Below are 15,906 nucleotides of genomic sequence, written 5' to 3'. Positions count from 1 at the left end.
AAGCTCCCAGCGCGGCGGGGTCATTGTGTTAAAATACAGGAAAGCGGTTCAGCTTACTGCTGGCTTTCATACTCCTTGCGGTAGCCTTCCAGCTCACGCTGGTTGCCATACACGAAGTGGCCGTTTGCGATCTCTTCCCAGACCGGCTTATCCACGCTGTAATCGTGGATCGAGGGGTCATAGACCAGCAGCTTCTTGTGCTTTTCAAGGCTGGGGTCAGGGATGGGAACCGCGCTCAGCAGGGCTTTGGTGTAGGGATGCAGCGGATGGAGGAACAGCTCCTCCGCCTCAGCCAGCTCCACGATGCGGCCCTTGCTGATAACGGCGATACGATCCGAGATGAACCGGACCACCGACAGGTCATGTGCAATGAACAGGTAGGTCAGGCCGCGGCTCTTCTTCATCTCGTTCAGCAGGTTCAGCACCTGTGCACGGATGGAGACATCCAGTGCAGAGATGGGCTCATCGGCCACAATGAACTCCGGCTCCATGACCAGTGCACGGGCAATGCCGATGCGCTGGCGCTGGCCGCCCGAGAACTCGTGGGGGAAGCGGGAGGCAAACTCCGGCAGCAGGCCGACCTCATGCAGGGCGTTCATCACCTTTTCATGCAGGTCTTCCTGATCCTTGTAGAGATGATGGTTCAGCAGGCCCTCAGCAATGATATACTCCACCTTGGCGCGCTCGTTCAGCGAAGCCATGGGGTCCTGGAAGATCATCTGGATCTTACGGATGACCTCCTTGTCCAGTTCCTTGGAGATCTTGCCGTTGATCTTCTGGCCCTTGAAGAAGATGTCGCCGCCGGAGGTCGGGTTGATGCGGCAGATGGCACGGCCAATGGTGGTCTTGCCGGAGCCGGACTCGCCGACCAGCGAGAAGGTCTCGCCCTTATAGATGTCAAAGTTGACATGATCGACAGCAACAAATTTCTTCTTACCGGAGCCAAAGGTGATCTGAAGGTCTTTCAGCTCAATCAGCTTTTCGCGTTCAGCCATTTAAGTTGGCGCCTCCCATCTTTCCCATTTTCTCACGCAGGTTCTGGATGGAGTGCGGCCGCTCGATCTTGGGAGCGCGCGGGTCCAGATACCAGGTCTTTGCGGCGTGGGTCTCGGACACCTGGAAGAACGGAGGCTCTTGCACAAAGTCGATTGCCAGCGCATGCTTGTTGCGGGGCGCAAATGCGTCACCCTTGATCTCATTGAACAGGTTCGGGGGAGTACCATCCACGCTGGGCAGAGCCTCACCCTTGGTGCCCAGCTGCGGCAGAGCCTGCAGCAGAGCCCAGGTGTAGGGGTGCCATGCGTCGTAGAAAATCTCCTCCACGGTGCCGTATTCCACAATCTGGCCGGCATACATCACGGCCACACGGTCTGCCACGTTTGCCACAACGCCCAGGTCATGGGTGATGTAGATAACGGACATGCCCAGCTCCTTCTGCAGGTCGCGGATCAGCTGCAGGATCTGTGCCTGAATGGTCACGTCCAGTGCAGTGGTGGGCTCGTCGCAGATCAGGATCTGCGGGCGGCAGGCCGCTGCAATGGCAATGACGACACGCTGACGCATACCGCCGGAGAACTCGTGGGGGTACTGCTCGTACCGACGCTCGGGGTCGGGGATACCCACCTTGCCCAGCATCTCGATGGCAGCCTTTTTGGCTTCCTCACCCTTCAGACCCTGGTGATGCTCAATGCTCTCCTGGATCTGCTTGCCGATCTTCTTCAGCGGGTTCAGGCTGGTCATGGGGTCCTGCATGACCATGGCGATCTTCTTGCCGCGGACACCCAGCCAATCCTTCTCGGTGAACTTGGTCATATCGCGGCCTTCGTACATGATGGAGCCGCCGGTAATCATACCGTTGGCATCCAGCATACCCACAAAGGTCTTGGTGAATACGGACTTGCCCGAGCCGGACTCGCCCACGATGGCAAGGGTCTCGCCTTCGTACAGGTCCAGCGAGCACTTGCGGATGGCGTTCAGCTTGCGGCCGCGCAGGCTGAAAGTGATCTCCACGTCTTTGGCAGAGATAATCGGTTGTCTATCCATTTACGTCTCTCTCCAATCTATCAAACGTGGTTGCGCGGATCAGCCGCATCCGACAAAGCGTTGCCCATGATATAGAAAGAAATGGAAATGATGGACACGATGGATGCAGGGAAAACCAGCAGGTACGGATAATCCAGGAAGAAGCCGCGCACCTTGCTCAGGATCAGGCCCAGAGAAGGCGTGTCGATGCCCAGGCCCAGGCCCAGGTAGGACAGCGTGGATTCCAGATTGATGGTGCCCGGGATGGACAGTGCCATACGCAGGATGATAACAGAGACCAGATACGGCAGGATGTTCTTGGTCAGCACGCGCCACAGCGGAGTGCCCAGGCAGCGGGACGCGAGGTTATACTCGCGGTCACGGAACATGAAGACCATGTTGCGGACACGGCGCGCCATAGAAAGCCAGTTGATGGCGATCATGGAGATGGCCATGATCCAGAAGCTCTGGCCCACCATCAGGGCGATCAGGGTCATATAGATGATATAGGGCACGTTGTCGATCAGGTTGTACAGCTCCGTGAAGAAGCGGTCCAGACTGCGCACATAGCCCCAGATCAAGCCGAAGATCACGCCCACGATGCTCTCGCCCACGGCGACCACCAGAGCCAGACGGATGGAAACCTGGGTGGCATACCATACCTGGCACCAGTAGTCACGGCCCAGGTTGTCGGTACCGAACCAGTACTCACTGTTGGGCTTGATGAAAGCCTTGCTGGAATCAGAGATCAGGGTGGTGTAGTGATACTTGCCGATGCCCAGCGCAATGAAGGAGAACACCGTCAGCGCCAGGAACAGGATCAGGCAGAAGACAGCGACCTTCTGCTTGAGGAAGTTCTGGATGACAGAACCCCAATAGGAATAGTTGGAGTAGCCGATGCGTTCCGCTTCTTCCGGCGAATATTCCACGAAGTAGAACAGCTCGTCCTGCTTCTTGCCTTCAAAATCAGATGCCTTAGCCATCAGCGTGCTTCCTCCTTTCCGGTCAGAGTAATACGGGGGTCAACCACCATCATCAGCACATCGCCCAGGAACACGCCCACGATGCCCAGCACAGCGTAGAGGATAACCAACGTCTGCACAACGTTCAGGTCATAGCGCTGGATGGCATCCGTCAGCAGGGGGCCCATGCCGGGAACGGAGAAGAACCGTTCCATCAGCAGGGAGCCGCCCACCGTCAGCAGGATGGACTGGGGGATATACTGCACCATGGGAACCATGGCGTTGCGCAGAACATGCTTAAACATGATCTCGCGGGAGCTCAGGCCCTTGACACGGGCCAGCTTGATATAGTCGCGGGTCAGCTCATCCACCATGTAGCGGCGGGTCCACAGGGCATAGCCTGCAATGGATGCCAGCGAAAGGCAGGTGATGGGCAGCACGCTGGAAGCACCCACATTGCGGGTGGAATACAGCGTGGGGAATCCCAGGTACTTGGAACCAAAGACCAGCACCAGAGAATACGACACCAGCGACGGGACCGCGTTGACGAACACGGTGTAGGCCGTGCCGATCCAGTCGAATACCTTGTCCTTGAATGCCGCCTGCAGGATGCCCATCAGCACACCGACCACCAGAGAGATGCCGGAGGCGATGAGGCCCAGACGCATGGAGACACCAAACTTTTTGCCAATGACCTTGACCACCGGGGCACCGTTCTGAATGCGGCGGGAAGTGCCGAAATCCAGATGCAGCAGGTTGTTATAGAACTTGACCAGCTGGGTGGGGATGGGATCGGTCAGGCCAGCAGCCTCCAGAGCGGCGGTCTTCTGCTGATCGGTAAACTTCATGAGCTGTTCCTCAGTGAAGTAGTAGTCCGTCGGCAGGCAGCGCATCATCAGGAAAACTGCTGTTGCGATCAGAAAGATTGTGACAAGCGACTGGAGCAGCCGCTTAACCGTGTATTTTAACATGTTATCGAACCCTTAACTTTTATTCTTGCCCTTTCGGGCGGGGAAACGGGGAACTTAAGCCTTGGTAGCTGCGTCAAATGCAGCGGCGAACTCCTCGTACTGCTCGGTGGTGTAAGCCTCTTCGCTGGTCTCCCAGTTGACAGCCTTGTAGTTGCAGGGACCATACATAGCGTTGATCTTGCTGTACTCGTTGGCGTGGGTCAGAGTCCAGGAAACATCGAAGTTGCAGGGGCAGGCCAGAACGCTGTTCAGCATGCTGGCCTCAGCCTTTGCGAAGGCAGCGTAGCGGGCATCGGTATCATCGACGATGGCCTTTGCGGTGTTGACCAGATCGGTGAACTCCTCGTAGCAGGCCACCAGATCCTTCTGCCAGTCAGCGGGGCCGGCCTCGACGATCTTGGCGATGTTGGAGTAGTACCAGCTGTAGTAAGCGTTGTCGTCGTGCAGGATCTCCTGACCAACGAAGTTGACAGGATCGCCGTAGTCAGCGCCCCAGCCGTTGATGACGAAGCTCTGCAGCTGAGGATTGCGGACTTCCTGAGTGATGGAGGAGACGTAGGTCTTGATGTCCAGCACGATGAAGTCATCGCCGAAGCTGTCGGTGAAGCACTGCTTCAGAACCGTTGCGGTATCCAGAGCGGTGGTGGAACCAGCGATGATGTGGTAAGCAGCGTGGACGGGGAAGGTGACGCCGATGGCGCTCAGCTCGTCCATGGCCTGCTTCTTCAGGTCAGCAATGTCGCCGTTGTTAGAACGCAGGCGGATCATGGTCTTGCCGTCGTAAGCCTCGCCGTCGAAGCCCATCTCCTTGGCCACCAGGGTGGTGTACTCCTGGCCCTGGGTGTTATAGCAGACACCCGGCATGGTGTAGTAGTCGTTCTCGCACTTCAGGGGGTTGATCTTGTTGGTACGGGCATAGTAGTTGGTCAGATTCAGGCCCTTGTAGAAGCACTGACGGAAGGCAGTGTTGGCAATTGCCTTGTTCCAGTTGTCGTCGGGGGTGCCGTCCTCGTTGTTCTTCTGGTAGTTGAAGTGCATCTGGTAGCTGAACTTCTTGGGACGCTTCTCACACAGCTGAGCATTGTACTCGCTGTTGGGATCGGCCTGGATGGTGGTCAGGGTGCTCTCGCCCACATCCATCTCGTCCAGCTCACGGTTCTGATACAGCTGGAAGGTGACGGTGCCGTCGCTGATCATGGTGACGGTGAAGCGGTCGAAGCGGGACACATCGTCAGCTGCATAGTAGTTGGGGTTGGGGATGTAGCTCTTGGTGTTCTGGCTGATGAACTCCTCCACCACATAGGGACCATTGTACCACATGTTGGTGTAATCGCAGGCACGGAAGCCCTCGATGCCCAGCTCGTTGATCAGATCCTCAGAGACGGGGTAGAAGCTGGTGTAGGCAGCAACGGTATCGAAGTAGGGGCAGGGATCCTTGCAGGTGAAGACCAGGGTGTAGTCATCCGGAGCCTCAACGCCCACGCCTGCATCCAGCATATCCTGGTAGGTCAGGTCGGCAGCAGCATCGCCCATATCGCTGGTCTTCTGATAGTAATCAGCAGCACCGGTCAGGGTCTCGTTGGGCATGGAGGTGTTGTTGGCCTGGTTCTTGGCTGCGTTCAGCACCCACTCCAGACCCACGAGGAAGTCCTTGCTGGTCAGGTGAGCCTTGACCTCGCCGTTCACATCCACCCAGTCCACATCGTCGCGGAGGTTGAAGGTCCAAACGGAAGAGTCCTCATTGTGGCTCCACTCCTTGGCCACGGAAGGCACAGCCTTGCCGTAGCAGTCAAAGCTCAGCAGGCCTTCCCACAGGTTGGTGGTGACATTCATGTCGGAAGCCATCTGGCTGTACAGCATGTTCCAGCTCTCCAGCTCACGGTTGGTGCTCTCCCAGGAGATGAACTCCTTCAGCGGGGTAGCGCCGGTGGTGTTGGGAGCGCTGGTAGCACCAGAGGAAGCAGCGGTGGAGCTGCTGCCAGAGTTGCCGCCGCAGGCGGCCAGAATGCCGGCGGCACCAACGACACCGGAAGCCTTCAGAAAGCTGCGGCGGCTGATTGCATGAGACTCGTAGTTGTTGTTCATTGTGTTTTCCTCCCTATAATAATTCCGTGCTTCAGTGCATGGTGCAGGGCGGGATGTCCTGCTGTTTTCCCACTATTCTGCGGAGGTTTTTGAATCCTGTATTGCCAGGGAATACAAAAGAGCGCAGAAACAGACCCCTCTGTCTGCACCTGTGCTCCTCCCGCAAAACCTTAACACGTCATATATTGTACCATTGAAATAAAAAGATGTCAATGGAGCACACACAGCTTTTTCTTCAAAAAGCAAAGTCTGCCGCACAAAAACGATGAAATATATTTGCTTTTACATGGTAAAGCGTGCAGGAAATTTAACAGACAATGCTGCGGACAAAACAACCGAAATTGTTCTCGTCAAAAAGACACTGTATTTTCTGCTTTATATTCTAAAAGAGCAGGCGCTCCACGCTTTGCGAAGAGCTCCTGCTTTTGGAAAACCGAATTATTAAAACAAGTCACCGTGCCAGTGCGTTCTGGATCTTTGCAAAATCCTCCAGCGTCAGGGCCTCGGGACGGATGCGGGCATCGAAACCGGCGGCTTCAATGGCAGCGGTCACGGCATCCTTGGGCATCCCCAGGCCGCTGGCAATGGCATTGGCGGCAGTCTTGCGCCGCTGGCCAAAGGCCGCGCGGACAAGGGCAAAGTAGCCTTCCTCGTCCTCCACCTGCACGGCGGGGGTGGGGCGGATCTCCATCCGCACCACGGCGCTGGTCACCTTGGGGGCCGGGTAAAAGCTGCCCGGGGCGGCGGTGAACATCATCTTAGAGGTCGCGTAATAGCTCACCGCACAGCTGATGGCGCTGGAGGCCCGGGTGCCCGGGGCGGCAGCCAGACGATCGGCTGCTTCCTTCTGCACCATCACGGTCAGGCTCTCGATGGGCAGGCGGTCACCCAGCAGCTTCATCACAATGGGGCTTGTGATATAGTAGGGCAGGTTGGCGCAGACCGCCACCGGCATCCCGGGGAACTCCTGCGCGATCAGGGCTTTCAGGTCCACCTTGAGCACATCCTGCAGGACCAGCTTGAAGTTGTCCACACCGGCCATGGTCTCGGCCAGCAGGGGCGGCAGACGCTCGTCCACCTCGATGGAGACTACCTTTGCCGCCCGCTTTGCCAGCTCCCGGGTCAGCACGCCGATGCCGGGGCCGATCTCGAGCACGCCGTAGCGCTTGTCCACGCCGCTGGCATCCACGATCTTGGGGGGCAGGCCGGGGTTGACGATAAAGTTCTGGCCAAAGCCCTTGGAAAGGGCAAAATCATATTTTTCGCACAGGGCGCGCACATAAGACAGGTCGGTCAGTTCGGGCATGGCTCTATCCTTTCTTTTCCAAAATAACCCTCTCAGTCTCGCTTCGCTCGCCAGCTCCCCCAAAGGGGGGAGCTTTTGACAAAACCGCAAACTTTGCATGAATTGCCAAGACCTCGCCCTTCGGGAGAGGTGGCAGCGCGTCAGCGCTGACGGAGAGGGTTGTTCTCTTATTCTTGACTACTGGATGCAGTGCTCTCCCCTGCTGCTTCACTTTCGGCGGGCGCAGTCTCTGCCGGAGTGCTCTCGGCAGATGCAGCCCCAGCGTCCCCTTCCGCTACGCTCTCGGCGGCGGCACTGTCGGCAGCTTCACTGGAAGCAGCCTCGTTGACACCGCTCACGGTGGTGGTGCCGCTCATCTGCTGGGCAGTGCTCACGGCACGCTGGATCTGGGGATCGTTTTCCACAGTGTAATCATAGTATGCGGTCTGTTCATCCGCAGTCAGGGGGCGCTCCACATCCACGGTCAGGCCGGTGCCGTCAAAGCAGCTGCCATCGCCGCAGACCAGCTTTGCCACGGTGACCACCACGGCACTGCCATCGGACAGGCGCTGGGGGCTGCTCTGGATGGTGCCCTTGCCCTGCGTGGTGGTGCCCACCAGACGGGCACCATTCAGGGTGCGCAGGCTGCTGGCAAAGAGCTCCGCAGCGCTGGCGGTGCTGCCGTTGACCAGGCAGACCACGGGCAGGTTGATCCGGGATTCGCTGGTGCTGGTGCCCAGCAGGGTCTGGGTGCCGTTCTTGTCCTCAGCAAAGGCCAGCGTGCCCTCCGGGGCGATCAGGTCGATGCACTGAATGGCATCGTCCAGCAGGCCGCCGCCGTTATCACGCAGGTCAAACACCAGGCTGCCTGCGCCGTTGGCGCTCAGGCTGCGGATGGCGTAATCCAGCTCGCTGGGGGTGGTGGAATCAAACTGGCGGATCCGGATGTAGCCCACATTGCCCTGCACCATCTGGAAATCCACAGTGGTGGAGCTGTAGCCGGAGTGGGTCAGGTCAGCGGTGTGCTCGGCGGCCTCGCTGTCCAGCCAGGTCACATTGACGGTGGTGCCGCTCTCGCCGCGCAGGCGGGTCTGGATGGCATCCACGCTGCTCATGCTCTTGACATCGGTGCCGTCCACAGCGGTGATGTAGTTGCCGACCTGGATGCCGGCCTCCTTGGCGGGAGATTCATCGTAGACCTTGATGACCTTGGCATAGCCGGACTGATCCACAGCCAGCTCCACGCCAATGCCGATCAGGGTGCCGTTCTGGGTATTCATCAGCTCCGTATAGGCGGTGGCGCTGAAATAGCGGGCGTACTTGTCGCCGGTGCCCAGCAGGTAGCCAGCCGTCAGGCGGTCGTAGAGGGTGGTCTCATCGATGGGATAGTAATCGTTGCTGCGGACATAGCGGTCCACCTCAGCGATCTTGTTGTACATGCTTTCCTTTTCCTTCACGCTGGAAACGGTGCTGTCAAACAGGCGCATCGCCACCAGCATGGTAATGGAAAAGGTAACGGTCATGGCCAGGATGACGATGCTGACCGCCATGCCGACCGATATCTTACGGTTCATCTTTTTCCCTCCTCTGTCAGACCAGCAGCATCATAACCACGCTGCCCAGCATGGAAAGTGCAAAGATCCCTGCCAGGATCAGACAGCCCACGCGCAGGATGCGCTTGCGTTTTTCTTCCTTCATAAGCCCTGACGGCCTCCTTTGATACAATGCAGATTATTTCATGGGGATATAACCACGGGGGTTGACGGCATTGGCCTTGGAGCCGCCCTTCCAGACCTCCAGATGGAGGTGGTTGCCGGTAGAGTTGCCCGTGCTGCCCACATAACCGATGATCTCACCCTGCTGGACATACTTGCCCGCCGAGGTGGCGACCGACCGCATGTGGCCGTACAGGGTGCTGTACTGGTTGCCATCGGACATTTTGCCGTGGTAGATGATGACATAGTTGCCGTAGCCGCCGCTGGACCAGCCCGCCACCTGCACATAACCGCTGGCGGCTGCATAGATGGGCGTGCCGCCCGGGGCGGCAAAGTCGGTACCGGCGTGGAGCTTGTTGACCCCCGTAACGGGGTTCTTGCGCCAGCCGTACTCACTGGAAATGCGGCTATAACTCTTGAGCGGGCAGATGAAGCCGGTAAAGCTCAGGGTGGGCTTGGAGGCAGCGGCCGCAGCGATCATCTTCTGGATCTGCTTCTTGACCGCCTCATAGTTCATCTCGTCCGATTCAATGGCGGCCTGCGCGTCCTTTTGGGCCTGCTGTGCCTCGGCAGCGCTCATCTGGGCGGCGGCCACGCTGGAGTTGAGCTCGTTCTGCTTGGCACGCATCTGGCTGTTCTGGGCATCCAGATCTGCCTTTTTGCTTTGCAGCTCGCTGCGCTGGGATTCCAGCGTCAGCTTATCGCTTTCCAGCGCTTCCTTGGCGTTCTTCATGTTGTCCAGGATCTCGGTGTCCTTGATGGAGATGTCCTGCATGACCTCGTTGAAGGTCAGCAGCTCATACAGGTCGTTCACCGCAGACAGCATAGCAACGCTGCCGCCGTCCCGCAGCTCCTGCATGGCGGCCATGTGCTGCTTGAAATCCCCCCACTGGTCGGCGATCTCCGCTTCTTTTTCGGTGATCTGCTGTTCCTTGGCGGCGATCTCCTGTTCCTTCAGGCCGATGCTGTTCTGCACCTCGGCGATCTGGCCCTTCAGCACGCTGATCTGGCTCTGAACCACCGTGACCTTTTCCTTCAGCTCCGATTCCAGCGCCTTGGCGGCCTGCTCCTTCTTTTTTGCATTGGACAGTTCCTTTTTGTGCTGTACAATGGACTGGGAGAGCTTATCCAGCTTGTTCTGCAGGCTGGACATGCTGGTAGCCGCCGTGGCCGGGTAGACCGAAACGCTCAGCAGCAGGCAGGCCGCTGCCAGAAACAGGCTGGCGGCGCGCATGGCCCGGCTGTGCCCGGGGGCGGGTTTTGCGTGGGTGGGGGTATACATGAGGTGCAGGCGGAAGCCCGCAGAGTGTTTTGCTTGTTTCACAGAGAAGGCTCCTTTCGCTTACACATTCAGATGCTTGCGGATGGAGAACATGCTGCCTAGCGCACCCACCAGCGCACCACCGGCCAGACTGTATGTCAGGATGGTGGGCCAGACGGCATCCACAGGCACCATGGCGGTGCCCATAAGCAGCTGCCACAACCCGCCCAGCGTGCTGGAGGCCTGCACGATGTAGGCATAGCCGAAGATACCGGCTACCGAGGTGATGGCACCAGAGATCAGGCCCATGGTCAGGCCCTCCACAAAAAAGGGCAGGGTGACAAGGTGGTTGGTCGCGCCCACATACTTCATGATCTCGATCTCACGGCGGCGGGCAAAAACGCTCAGGCGGATGGTGCTGCCCACCGTGATGATGCTGACCGCCATCAACACCAGGATCACGATCTGGCCCACCTTGGTCACGGCCTGCTGGACCTCCACAAAGGTCTGGGTCATCTCAATGGGGGCGGTAACGCTGTACACGCCCGGGATGCTCTGGAAGTTCTGGCTCATGGCCTGCATCTGGCTCAGGTCTGCCAGAGAGACACGGTAGTTGGCCTTGAAGGGGTTATCATTCTCAAATTCGTCCAGCAGGACGGCGTAATCCGCCATGTACCCACGGTACTGGTTGAGCACGTCCTCCTTGGACATGTACTGCACCCGGCTCACGCCCGGGGTGGCAGTGATGCGCTCCCCTACCGACTGGATGGTGGCATCGTCGGCTTCGGGGTCCACATAGACCACCATTTCGTTCTGCTGGCCCAGATAGTTCACCATGCTGTCCACATTGACTTCCGCCAGCGTGGCAAAGGTGTTCAGGGTCATACAGACGCTCAGGGAGGCGATGCAGGCAATGGTCATGGCCCAGTGCTTGCCCAGGTTGCGCACGCCGCGCACCACAAGGAAACCGAACGTAGAAGGCTTCATCATACCAGCGACACCTCCATTTCCAGTTCCTTCGGGTCTACGGGCGGGTGGGGGATCATGGAGCCCGTGGGTACATCCGAGATGATGTGTCCGCCGGACAGAGTGACCACGCGGCGGTCAAAGTGACGGACCAGCTCGTGCTCATGGGTGACCACCAGCACGGTGATGCCCATCTCGCTGACACGCTCCAGCAGCTCCATCATCTCAAGGCTCAGTTCGGGGTCGATGTTGCCGGTGGGCTCGTCCGCAATCACCAGCTTGGGGGCGTGAGCCAGGGCGCGGGCCACAGCCACACGCTGCTGCTCACCGCCGGAGAGCAGGTCGGGGTAGACCTTTGCCTTGTCCTCCAAGTGGACAAGCTCCAGCATGTAATTCACGCGCTCCTTGATCTGCTTGTGCCCGATGTTGGTAACATGCATGGCAAAGGCAATGTTCTCGTAAACGGTCATGGTGGGGATGAGCCGGAAATCCTGAAAGATGATGCCCATCTGACGGCGCAGGTAGGGGATCTTGCGGCGGCGCAGGCGGGCAACATCCTGCCCGTTCACCAGCACGCGGCCCTCGGTGGGGGTCTCCTCGCGCAGGATCAGCTTGAGCAGGGTGGATTTGCCCGCGCCCGAGTGACCCAGCAGAAAAACAAACTCGCCGTCATCCACATGGAAGTTGACATCCTCCAGGGCAGGCTTTGCGTTGTGCTTGTACTGCTTTGAAACGTGTTCAAAATCTATCATGCGTTTTTCGCTCCCAATAATTTTCTCCAAACCAAAAAGAACCGGCCAGCATCGGTTTCGAGCGGCCGGTTCTGCGCCGACGGCTTTGCGCCGCAAGCGTTTGCTTAATATTTGGCCGGGTTGTTGGACAGGTACTTCTTGACCATCAACGCCACCTTAAAGACGATGGCATCGTCGAACTCACGCAGATCCAGACCGGTCAGTTTTTTGATCTTTTCCAGACGATACACCAGCGTGTTGCGGTGGACAAACAGGCCGCGGCTGGTCTCAGACACATTCAGGTTGTTCTCGAAGAAGCGCTGGATGGTGAACAGGGTCTCCTGATCCAGGCTCTCGATGCTGCCCTGCTTGAACACCTCGCGCAGGAACATCTCGCAGACAGTGGTGGGCAGCTGGTAGATCAGGCGGGCAATGCCAAGGTTGTCGTAGCGGATGATCTGCTTCTCGGTGTCGAACACCTTGCTGACCTCCATGGCGATCTGGGCTTCCTTGAAGGAGGTAGCCAGATCCTTCACATTGGAGATGGGGGTGCCGATGCCGACCACAGCCTTGATGTAATGCTCACCGGACAGGGTGTCCACGATGCTGGCAGCCAGCTTCTCCATATCGGTGCGGTCGATGCCCTTGCGGATCTCCTTGACCAGCACGGTGTCGGTCTCGCTGATGTTGAACACAAAGTCCTTCTGCTTGTCCGGGAACAGGCTGCTGACCACATCGTAAGCGGAGATGTCGCCGCCGGAGGTCACGCGCACAATGAACACCACACGGGAAACATCGGTGGCAAAGTGCAGCTCACGGGCCTTGGCGTAGATATCGCCGGGCAGGATGTTGTCCAGCACCACGTTCTTGATGAAGTTGGCTTTGTCGAACTTTTCATCGTGGTACTGCTTGATGCTCTGCAGGCTGATGGAGAGCAGGGCCGCAAACTGGCCCGCAGTCTCGTCCGCGCCTTCCACAAACACGGCATAGTCGTTATGCTTTGCGCTGGAGAACTGCTGATAGGTGTAGCCATCCCGCACAAAGCGGTCACCGGCCGTCAGGCGCTCTGCCATAAAGCCCTCGCGCACCTCTCCGATCAGGTTCAGCTCCGAGCAGGAGATCACAGCGCCGGTCTCATCCACCACACCGACCACACGATCGATGGCATCTTTCATCTGGTAGATCACGCTCTGGAATACTCTATTGGCCATAAATGGATACCCCTTTTCCTCTTTTGTGCAAGCCGCAGGGGCGAGATTGTCGTTTTTAACAATTTCGCCGCTTTACATTATCTATTTTACACAAAAGAATTTACTTTTGCAACATATTTCACCAAAATATTTTTGACTTTCTTGGTGAAATTATCTTTCGGGGGTATTTTCAGGCCCAAAAAGCACTGTTTTGCGTGGTTCTTGTGAATATTTTACCGGCAAAATGTGATGTTTTTTTGAAAATCAGGTGAAAAGCAGTCAGGCTCCGGTGGTAATTGCTGTCACTTCCTCCGCAGAAAGCTCCCGCCACTGCCCCGGTGCAAGGGCCGGGTCCAGCGCAAGCCCGCCGATGGCATCCCGGTGCAGGGCGTTCACGCCCGCGCCGTACACACCGAACATCCGCTTGATCTGGTGGTACACCCCCTGCCTGAGCCTGACTTTCACGGTCAGGCCGTCCGGGGTCAGGGCTTCCACCTCTGCCGGGGAGAGGGCGGTGCCATCCGCCAGCGTCACGCCCTCGGCAAAGCCCCTGCGCATCTCCTCGGTCAGCGGTGTGTCAATGACCACCGTGTAGGTCTTGGAGACATGGCGCTTCGGGGCAAGGATCTCGTGGGCGAAGCCGCCGTCATCCGTCAGCAGAACAAAGCCGGTGCTGGTCTTGTCCAGCCGGCCGACCGGGAACAGCTCCCGCCGGGGGTAGGCATCCCCGATCAGATCCACCACGGTGGTATCCCGCTTGTCGGTGGAAGCGCTCACCACGCCCTCAGGCTTGTTGAGCATCAGGTAGACGAACTGCCGGTAAGCAAGCGGCGCACCGTCCACCGCCACGCTGTCCCCTTCCCTGAGCTGGGTGTCCCCCTTTTTGCACACCGCGCCGTTCACCGTCACCCGTCCCCTGTTCAGCAGGGTCTTTGCCTCGCTCCGGGTGCACTGGGCCGTCTCGGCCAGATATTTGTCTAGTCGCATAGGTTCTCCTTTTCCGGTTATAGCAAAGCTGCGCCCTGCCCAAAGGCGGAGCGCAGCGATAGATTTTGCAGTTCAGTGGACCGGGAGTTTCTCCGAGGACCGTCCGCTGGGGTGGGACCCTGCTGCCGCAGGCAGTAGGGCGGGCGATGGAATGGCCCGAGCCGTGTCCGAGGAGAAAGCTGCCGGGCCACACCCTTAAACGCTCAGAGAAGCGTGCTGTTCCACAGCATCGGGGTTGGCATCAAAGATGGGCTGGAGCACATTTGCAATGAACTCCTCCACCTGCTGGGGTGCACGGCCCACAAAGTTTTCGGGCACCAGACCGGCCACGATCTCCTCCTTGGTCAGGCCAAAGGCGGGGTCAGCGGCAACGCGGTCCACCATATCGTTGGGCAGGCCCTCTTCCTTGACCTGCTTGCCAGCGGCAATGGCGTGCTGGCGCAGGCGCTCGTGGAGCTCCTGACGGTTGCCGCCCTTTTCCACAGCCTGCATCATAATGTTCTCGCTGGCCATGAAGGGCAGCTCTGCCATCAGGCGGCTGTGCACCACTTTGGGGTAGACCACGATGCCGTCGGTGACATTGAGCATGATGTTCAGGATGGCATCGGCAGCCAGGAAGCCCTCGGCCATGGCAACACGCTTGTTGGCGCTGTCGTCCAGAGTGCGCTCAAACCACTGGGTGCCGGTGGTGAAGCTGGGGTTCAGCACATCCACCATCAGGTAGCGGCTCAGGGCGCAGATGCGCTCACACCGCATGGGGTTGCGCTTATAAGGCATGGCGGAGGAACCGATCTGGTTCTTCTCAAAGGGTTCTTCCATCTCCTTGAAGTTGGCCAGCAGGCGCAGGTCGGTGGCAAACTTCATGCAGCTCTGGGCAATGCCTGCCAGAGCGTTCAGGATAAAGGCATCCACCTTGCGGCTGTAGGTCTGGCCGGACACGGGGATCACCGCATCCGGGGCAAAGCCCATCTCCTTGGCAATGGAAGCATCCACAGCGCGGATCTTGTTTGCATCGCCCTTGAACAGCTCCATAAAGGAAGCCTGGGTGCCGGTGGTGCCCTTGACACCGCGCAGCTGCAGGGTGGCAAGGCGGTGGTCGATCTCGGCAAGATCCATCACCAGCTCGTTGGCCCACAGGGTAGCGCGCTTGCCCACGGTGGTGGGCTGTGCAGGCTGGCAGTGGGTATAGGCCATGCAGGGCATGTCCTTGTACTCCTCAGCAAAGCGGGAGAGCTTTGCCAGCACACCGATCAGCTTTTTGCGAATGAGCTCCAGGCCCTGCCGCATCACGATGATATCGGTGTTATCACCCACATAGCAGCTGGTGGCACCCAGATGGATGATACCTGCTGCCTTGGGGCACTGCTGGCCGTAGGCGTAAACGTGGCTCATCACATCATGGCGCACCAGCTTCTCGCGCGCAATGGCGACCTCGTAGTTGATGTCGTCCACATGGGCTTCCAGCTCGGCCACCATTTCGGGGGTGATATTGGTCAGGCCCTGCTCCATCTCGGCCCGGGCCAGCGCCACCCACAGGCGGCGCCAGGTGCGGAACTTGTTGTCATCCGAGAAGATATACTGCATCTCGTCGGAAGAATAACGGGTAGAGAAGGGGCTGATATAACGATCATGCTGTGACATTGGTTGTTTCCTCCTGAAAGTGACTCCCCCAGCCGCCTTCCGGCGACAGCCCCCTCGAGGAGGGGGCCTTTCAGCCTCCCTCGGAGAGAG

The 15,906-nt window shown here is 58.5% G+C and carries 13 protein-coding genes; all 13 read right to left on the bottom strand.

Going from position 1 to position 15,906, the window contains the following annotated elements; translation table 11 throughout:
- Positions 1-53: 53 nt before the first annotated feature.
- Entirely contained in the window at positions 54-995 is a 942-nt protein-coding gene (locus J3352_RS00175) for an ATP-binding cassette domain-containing protein (protein WP_156057481.1), read from the bottom strand.
- Positions 988-2,043 (bottom strand): ABC transporter ATP-binding protein, encoded by a 1,056-nt coding sequence (locus J3352_RS00170; protein ID WP_005932249.1) that lies wholly within the window; start codon positions 2,041-2,043, stop codon positions 988-990. The genes J3352_RS00175 and J3352_RS00170 overlap by 8 nt, the downstream gene beginning before the upstream one ends.
- Before the next feature lie 20 nt (positions 2,044-2,063).
- Positions 2,064-3,005 carry an ABC transporter permease gene (locus tag J3352_RS00165; RefSeq protein WP_156066268.1) on the bottom strand — a complete coding sequence of 314 codons (942 nt, stop codon included), beginning with the start codon at positions 3,003-3,005 and terminating at the stop codon, positions 2,064-2,066.
- Positions 3,005-3,955, bottom strand: a complete 951-nt coding sequence (locus J3352_RS00160; RefSeq protein ID WP_156066271.1) for an ABC transporter permease — start codon at positions 3,953-3,955, stop codon at positions 3,005-3,007. The genes J3352_RS00165 and J3352_RS00160 overlap by 1 nt, the downstream gene beginning before the upstream one ends.
- 54 nt (positions 3,956-4,009) lie before the next feature.
- A complete protein-coding gene (locus J3352_RS00155; protein ID WP_156066273.1) occupies positions 4,010-6,040 on the bottom strand; it encodes an ABC transporter substrate-binding protein in 2,031 nt (676 codons plus the stop codon).
- A 451-nt stretch (positions 6,041-6,491) separates the two neighbouring features.
- Positions 6,492-7,346: a 16S rRNA (adenine(1518)-N(6)/adenine(1519)-N(6))-dimethyltransferase RsmA gene (gene rsmA / locus J3352_RS00150; protein ID WP_097770604.1), complete on the bottom strand. Its 855-nt coding sequence runs from the start codon at positions 7,344-7,346 to the stop codon at positions 6,492-6,494.
- Positions 7,347-7,513: 167 nt separating this feature from the next.
- On the bottom strand, positions 7,514-8,899 hold the full coding sequence (locus J3352_RS00145) for a S41 family peptidase (protein WP_156066275.1): 1,386 nt from the start codon (positions 8,897-8,899) through the stop codon (positions 7,514-7,516).
- Between the two features lie 157 nt (positions 8,900-9,056).
- Positions 9,057-10,364: a murein hydrolase activator EnvC gene (locus J3352_RS00140; protein WP_179860368.1), complete on the bottom strand. Its 1,308-nt coding sequence runs from the start codon at positions 10,362-10,364 to the stop codon at positions 9,057-9,059.
- A gap of 18 nt (positions 10,365-10,382) precedes the next feature.
- Entirely contained in the window at positions 10,383-11,291 is a 909-nt protein-coding gene (locus tag J3352_RS00135; RefSeq protein WP_097770602.1) for an ABC transporter permease, read from the bottom strand.
- A complete protein-coding gene (gene ftsE / locus J3352_RS00130) occupies positions 11,288-12,019 on the bottom strand; it encodes a cell division ATP-binding protein FtsE (RefSeq protein WP_082210781.1) in 732 nt (243 codons plus the stop codon). Before ftsE ends, J3352_RS00135 begins: the two co-directional genes overlap by 4 nt.
- 104 nt (positions 12,020-12,123) lie before the next feature.
- Positions 12,124-13,209, bottom strand: coding sequence for a CdaR family transcriptional regulator (locus tag J3352_RS00125; protein WP_005932217.1), 1,086 nt, complete (start codon positions 13,207-13,209; stop codon positions 12,124-12,126).
- 258 nt (positions 13,210-13,467) lie between these two features.
- Positions 13,468-14,175 (bottom strand): pseudouridine synthase, encoded by a 708-nt coding sequence (locus J3352_RS00120; RefSeq protein ID WP_005932211.1) that lies wholly within the window; start codon positions 14,173-14,175, stop codon positions 13,468-13,470.
- A 195-nt stretch (positions 14,176-14,370) separates the two neighbouring features.
- A complete protein-coding gene (gene purB, locus J3352_RS00115; RefSeq protein WP_035393994.1) occupies positions 14,371-15,816 on the bottom strand; it encodes an adenylosuccinate lyase in 1,446 nt (481 codons plus the stop codon).
- Positions 15,817-15,906 lie beyond the last annotated feature (90 nt).

The organism is Faecalibacterium sp. Marseille-Q4164 (assembly GCF_017377545.1).
GTDB classification, from domain to species: domain Bacteria; phylum Bacillota; class Clostridia; order Oscillospirales; family Ruminococcaceae; genus Faecalibacterium; species Faecalibacterium duncaniae.
Note: the sequence above shows the minus strand (reverse complement) of the source record. Positions and strands in the feature narration are given on the sequence as shown.

Bases quoted from the DNA above. Each gene is read 5' to 3' on its own strand.
- J3352_RS00155 (WP_156066273.1), bottom strand. From the start codon at position 6,040: ATGAACAACAACTACGAGTCTCATGCAATCAGCCGCCGCAGCTTTCTG.
- J3352_RS00125 (WP_005932217.1), bottom strand. From the start codon at position 13,209: ATGGCCAATAGAGTATTCCAGAGCGTGATCTACCAGATGAAAGATGCC.
- J3352_RS00135 (WP_097770602.1), bottom strand. From the start codon at position 11,291: ATGATGAAGCCTTCTACGTTCGGTTTCCTTGTGGTGCGCGGCGTGCGC.
- J3352_RS00165 (WP_156066268.1), bottom strand. From the start codon at position 3,005: ATGGCTAAGGCATCTGATTTTGAAGGCAAGAAGCAGGACGAGCTGTTC.
- J3352_RS00145 (WP_156066275.1), bottom strand. From the start codon at position 8,899: ATGAACCGTAAGATATCGGTCGGCATGGCGGTCAGCATCGTCATCCTG.
- J3352_RS00160 (WP_156066271.1), bottom strand. From the start codon at position 3,955: ATGTTAAAATACACGGTTAAGCGGCTGCTCCAGTCGCTTGTCACAATC.
- rsmA (WP_097770604.1), bottom strand. From the start codon at position 7,346: ATGCCCGAACTGACCGACCTGTCTTATGTGCGCGCCCTGTGCGAAAAA.
- J3352_RS00170 (WP_005932249.1), bottom strand. From the start codon at position 2,043: ATGGATAGACAACCGATTATCTCTGCCAAAGACGTGGAGATCACTTTC.
- ftsE (WP_082210781.1), bottom strand. From the start codon at position 12,019: ATGATAGATTTTGAACACGTTTCAAAGCAGTACAAGCACAACGCAAAG.
- purB (WP_035393994.1), bottom strand. From the start codon at position 15,816: ATGTCACAGCATGATCGTTATATCAGCCCCTTCTCTACCCGTTATTCT.
- J3352_RS00120 (WP_005932211.1), bottom strand. From the start codon at position 14,175: ATGCGACTAGACAAATATCTGGCCGAGACGGCCCAGTGCACCCGGAGC.
- J3352_RS00175 (WP_156057481.1), bottom strand. From the start codon at position 995: ATGGCTGAACGCGAAAAGCTGATTGAGCTGAAAGACCTTCAGATCACC.